Annotated in this window: 4 protein-coding genes; 1 reads left to right on the forward strand and 3 read right to left on the reverse strand. The window is 31.8% G+C overall.

What is annotated here, in order from left to right; genetic code table 11:
* Nucleotides 1-240 precede the first annotated feature (240 nt).
* Nucleotides 241-1,098, forward strand: a complete 858-nt coding sequence (gene map / locus B2S90_RS03525) for a type I methionyl aminopeptidase (RefSeq protein WP_040390289.1) — start codon at nucleotides 241-243, stop codon at nucleotides 1,096-1,098.
* A 41-nt stretch (nucleotides 1,099-1,139) separates the two neighbouring features.
* On the opposite strand, the gene B2S90_RS03530 is transcribed toward map, so the two are convergent.
* The 3 genes from B2S90_RS03530 to B2S90_RS03540 form a co-directional block, all read right to left on the reverse strand.
* Entirely contained in the window at nucleotides 1,140-1,910 is a 771-nt protein-coding gene (locus B2S90_RS03530; protein ID WP_329966545.1) for a sulfite exporter TauE/SafE family protein, read from the reverse strand.
* 7 nt (nucleotides 1,911-1,917) lie between these two features.
* Nucleotides 1,918-2,349, reverse strand: a complete 432-nt coding sequence (locus B2S90_RS03535; protein WP_278779091.1) for a MarR family winged helix-turn-helix transcriptional regulator — start codon at nucleotides 2,347-2,349, stop codon at nucleotides 1,918-1,920.
* A gap of 137 nt (nucleotides 2,350-2,486) precedes the next feature.
* Nucleotides 2,487-4,157, reverse strand: coding sequence for an ABC transporter ATP-binding protein (locus B2S90_RS03540; protein WP_286696548.1), 1,671 nt, complete (start codon nucleotides 4,155-4,157; stop codon nucleotides 2,487-2,489).
* Between the last annotated feature and the right edge of the window lie 144 nt (nucleotides 4,158-4,301).

The raw sequence follows: 4,301 nt of genomic DNA on the forward strand, positions 1-4,301 counted from the left end.
TCGGAGGTGTAAACCGTTAGTACGACTGGGCAGTTACAAGCCCATGACCTTTAGGTCGTGGGTAGTTGACACTTATATAATCTTCATTTAATTGTTGATGTAGTTCTCTTGCAATATATCGACTATTGCCTGTTCCTGTAAAATAATAAATCATTTGTGTACTCCTAGTTATATATAACTAACTTTCAATGTAATTTTTTAAAAAATGGTGTATACTTTATACAGAAAGAAGGTAAAACAATGAAAAGAAAATGCTGGTGTGGTAGTCAGTTAGACTATCATGATTGTCATGAAGCTTTTGATAAAAAGCTTAAACAATATAAAAAACATGGTTATCTTATTCCTAATCATAAAATGATTAAGAATGAGAAACAGATTGAAGCTATTAAAAGAGCAGCTGTTGTCAATAATGGATTATTAGATTATATTGAAGAACATATTCAAATTGGTATGACAACACAGGATATTGATGATATGGCTGTGGCTTATACATCAAGTCATGGTGGTTATTCTGCAGATTTAAATTATGAAGGGTATCCTAAGAGTATCTGTACTTCTGTCAATGATGAAGTATGTCATGGTATTCCTGGAGATTATGTACTTCAGGATGGAGATATCATTAATGTGGATGCGACAACTGGAGTAAATGGCTATTATGCAGATGCTTCAAGAATGTTTATGCTAGGTCATGTATCAGAAGAAGCACAGCGTCTAGTAAAGGTGACTAAAGAATGTCTTGAAGAAGGTATGAAGGCTGTAAAGCCTTGGGAAAGTACTATTGCTGATATTGGTACAGCAATTGAAAAGCATGCCCATGCCAATGGCTATAGTGTTGTAGAAGAGTTCTGTGGTCATGGTATTGGAAAAGCCATGCATGAGGATCCTTATGTATATCATTATACACCAAAAGAAAAGACTGTATTAATAGTTCCTGGAATGGTATTTACTATTGAACCAATGATTAACCAGGGAACACGTCATATCCATCTAGGTACTGATAATGACTGGACTGTTTATACAGATGATGGAAAACTATCAGCACAATGGGAACATACTCTTCTAGTAACAGAAGATGGTGTAGAAATCATTTCTAAGTAATTAAAAAATCTTCTTTACGTCAAATGTAAAGAAGACTTTTTTTATTTCACCATTGAGAATGCAAATACCACAACACCTAATATAACTAGGATAATACCTGTCACTCTATTTAATGTTTCTGGAGTGGCTTTATTCGCAAAGCGCGCTGCAATTCTTGCCCAGATGAATGTAAAGATAATACATAGAATCCATACACCCCAGTCAGGTGTCCCACCAATCGCAAAATGAGATACAGCTCCTGTTAAGGCAGTGAATGTCATAATAAAGACACTTGTTCCTACTGCTGTCTTAAGTTCATAACCTAATACAGTAGTAAGAATAAGAAGCATCATCATACCTCCACCTGCACCAATGAAACCACAGATAAAACCAATAATAACACCACAGATTACTGACTGAATGGCTCTCTTTTGAGGAGAGACTGCTTCCATAGATTCTTTTGTTGTCATAACTGGTCTAAGGATAAACTTTATTCCAAGAAGCATTGTCATAAAGACTGAGAAATTACCCATAGTAGCTGCTGGTACTAAACTAGAGATATAGCTTCCTACTACTGTAAAGCATAATACAGAAACCATCATGATTAAACCATTTCTAATATCTAGATTCTTGTTTTTACCATATTCATATGCTGAAGCTGCACTTGCAAGTACATCTGAAGATAAAGCAATCCCTACAGCCATATAAGGCTTCATTCCTAAGAAAGTAATTAACATAGGACTAATCACAGCTGCAGCACTCATACCTGCAAAACCAGTACCTAATCCTGCACCCATACCTGCAAAAAATGTAACAAGAATAGTCATTAACACTGTCATATTACTGATCCTCCAATATCCTATCAAGATTATCTTCCATGATTTCCATACCTTTAAATAATATTTCTTTCATAGAATCATCCATGCTATTAAATAATGTATCTTTAAAATCCTTCTGAACTATGCGTCCTTTTTCTATAATAGAATCTGCCCGAGAAGTACATACAAGTTCTGTCTTTCGGCGATCTCCTGCCACTTCTCTTCTTTCTAGATACCCTTCTTTTACAAGCTTATCTACATTTATAGAAACAAGATTGGCTTTAATTTTTCTTACTTCTACAATATCTCTTGCTGTCTTATATTGAGGATTATTCGATAAAAACATCAATATATCAAAAGCTGTTTGTGGTAATTTCATTTCCTGACATAGTGGTTTACACATAACACTATATGCATGAGCCATTTTATTTGGAAACTCTATATTAAAATACATGCTCTTACCTTCTTTCATATTTAGATAGTTCATTTATGAAATATTATAATCTTATGCAATAAGAAGTCAATAAATGATACTATATTTTTGTCTTCAGATAAAAAAATAGGAGACATTACAAGAATATCTCCTACTTTTCATCCTTTATACAAAGAGTAGAATACTCCTTTTCTATCTAGAAGATCTTTAAAAGTACCTGATTCTACAATAGTCCCATGATCTAGTACGAGTATTTCATCGAATCTCTCTAATAGATTATCTTCTAATCTATGAGTGATCATGATACATGTATTATTTCTATTCAACAAATTCTTTTCTACTTCTTTTGCGGTCACATGATCTAAGTTAGATGTGGGTTCATCATAGATCAATAAATCTGCATTCTTTAATAAAGTTCTTGCAATACTGATTCTCTGTTTTTCTCCTCCAGAGATATTATTCCCATTTTCATTGATGACAGTATCTAATCCATCAGGTAATGATTCTACAAAATGATCTAATCCTGCCTCATGTACGATTTGATTAACCTGTTCCATTGAATAATCATTATAATAAGTAATATTGTTTCTTAGAGTATCATTGAGAATAGGTGCATTTTGATGAACCATGGATAAATGAGAGTAAACACTACTCATATCAATTTCATTGAGATTTACATCATTGATAAGGATATTTCCTTTGTAGTTATCATAGTAATTTAAAAGAAGCTTGACGATAGTGGACTTCCCACATCCACTATTACCGACAATCGCATACTTCTTATTTTTAAGAAATTCATAGCTAAAATCATGAATGATTTCTTTGTTTTCGGTATAGCCAAATGATATATGATCCATAGTGATTTGATTTAGACCATTTATTTTAATTCCAGTTTGAACCATTTTAATATCCGTATATTCTTTTAATTTAAGTTCAATAGGTTTTGTGCTCTTTAATAATGGAAGTTCACTAGATAATCGTCCTAGAGGATTCGCAATATTGTTTACAAGTTGTGTGATTGCCATCATTTCACCAATAGTAATTTGATTCTTGATGACAAAATAGAGTGATATAAGTGTTGTCATAATACTTACACCAAGTGATGATAAAGTTGAAAAACCAGCTATGATTCCTTCACAATATCTAAAGTTTTCCATACTTTCTTCATATATATTATCTGCATGATCAAAGTCATCTATTACTTTATGAGTCACCTGGAAACATTTGATGATTTCAAAAGAATTGAAGAAATCCTTAATCTTCACATTCAAATCACTGAATTTATTAATAGAATCTATCTGCTTATGGGATAATATTTTACCTAATAATACAGGTACAAATATCGCAATCACATTAATTAATATGATTATGACAGCAAGTTCAAATTGGAATGAGATGACTGCAACTAAACAAATGAAGAATTGAGATAAGTCAGAGATGATTGTAAGAAGGTTATCAAAATAATTCTTTTCAAGTATCTTTAAATCATTATTAAATATGCTCGTATAGACTGAAGTGTTTTCCCTATTGAAGTCTTTGATACTCTTTGAGAATATTCCTTTAAATAAATCATGTTTCAAAGACAACATGACTTTCTTGAGAAATTTTGCTTTAAAGAAACCTCTTAGTATATGAAGAGTAAAATTAATGATGATAAAGAAGATAGTAAGAATCATCACATGGTAAAACTGCATAATATTTTTTGCGGTTGAGGTATCAATCATTCTTTTGAGAATATTCGCTAAAAAGACAGACATAAGACCTGCTGTTGAAAACAAAATAATACAAATAGAAAAATAAAAGAGACTTGATTTGATATATTTCTTCATATTAGATTGTACCTCCCTTATCTATCGATATATCTTTATTAATTATAAAACTATCTGTAAACACAATCTATGTTTTTGGATAAATCGCAAAAAAAAAGAAACCTGTGAATAGGTTTCTTAGGATACTTCCTTATGATGATTCAT

Origin of the sequence: Catenibacterium sp. UBA627 (assembly GCF_002299355.1) — a bacterium.
In the GTDB taxonomy this organism is placed as follows: domain Bacteria; phylum Bacillota_I; class Bacilli_A; order Erysipelotrichales; family Coprobacillaceae; genus Catenibacterium; species Catenibacterium mitsuoka.

Bases quoted from the DNA above. Each gene is read 5' to 3' on its own strand.
- map (WP_040390289.1), top strand. From the start codon at position 241: ATGAAAAGAAAATGCTGGTGTGGTAGTCAGTTAGACTATCATGATTGT.
- B2S90_RS03535 (WP_278779091.1), bottom strand. From the start codon at position 2,349: ATGTATTTTAATATAGAGTTTCCAAATAAAATGGCTCATGCATATAGT.
- B2S90_RS03540 (WP_286696548.1), bottom strand. From the start codon at position 4,157: ATGAAGAAATATATCAAATCAAGTCTCTTTTATTTTTCTATTTGTATT.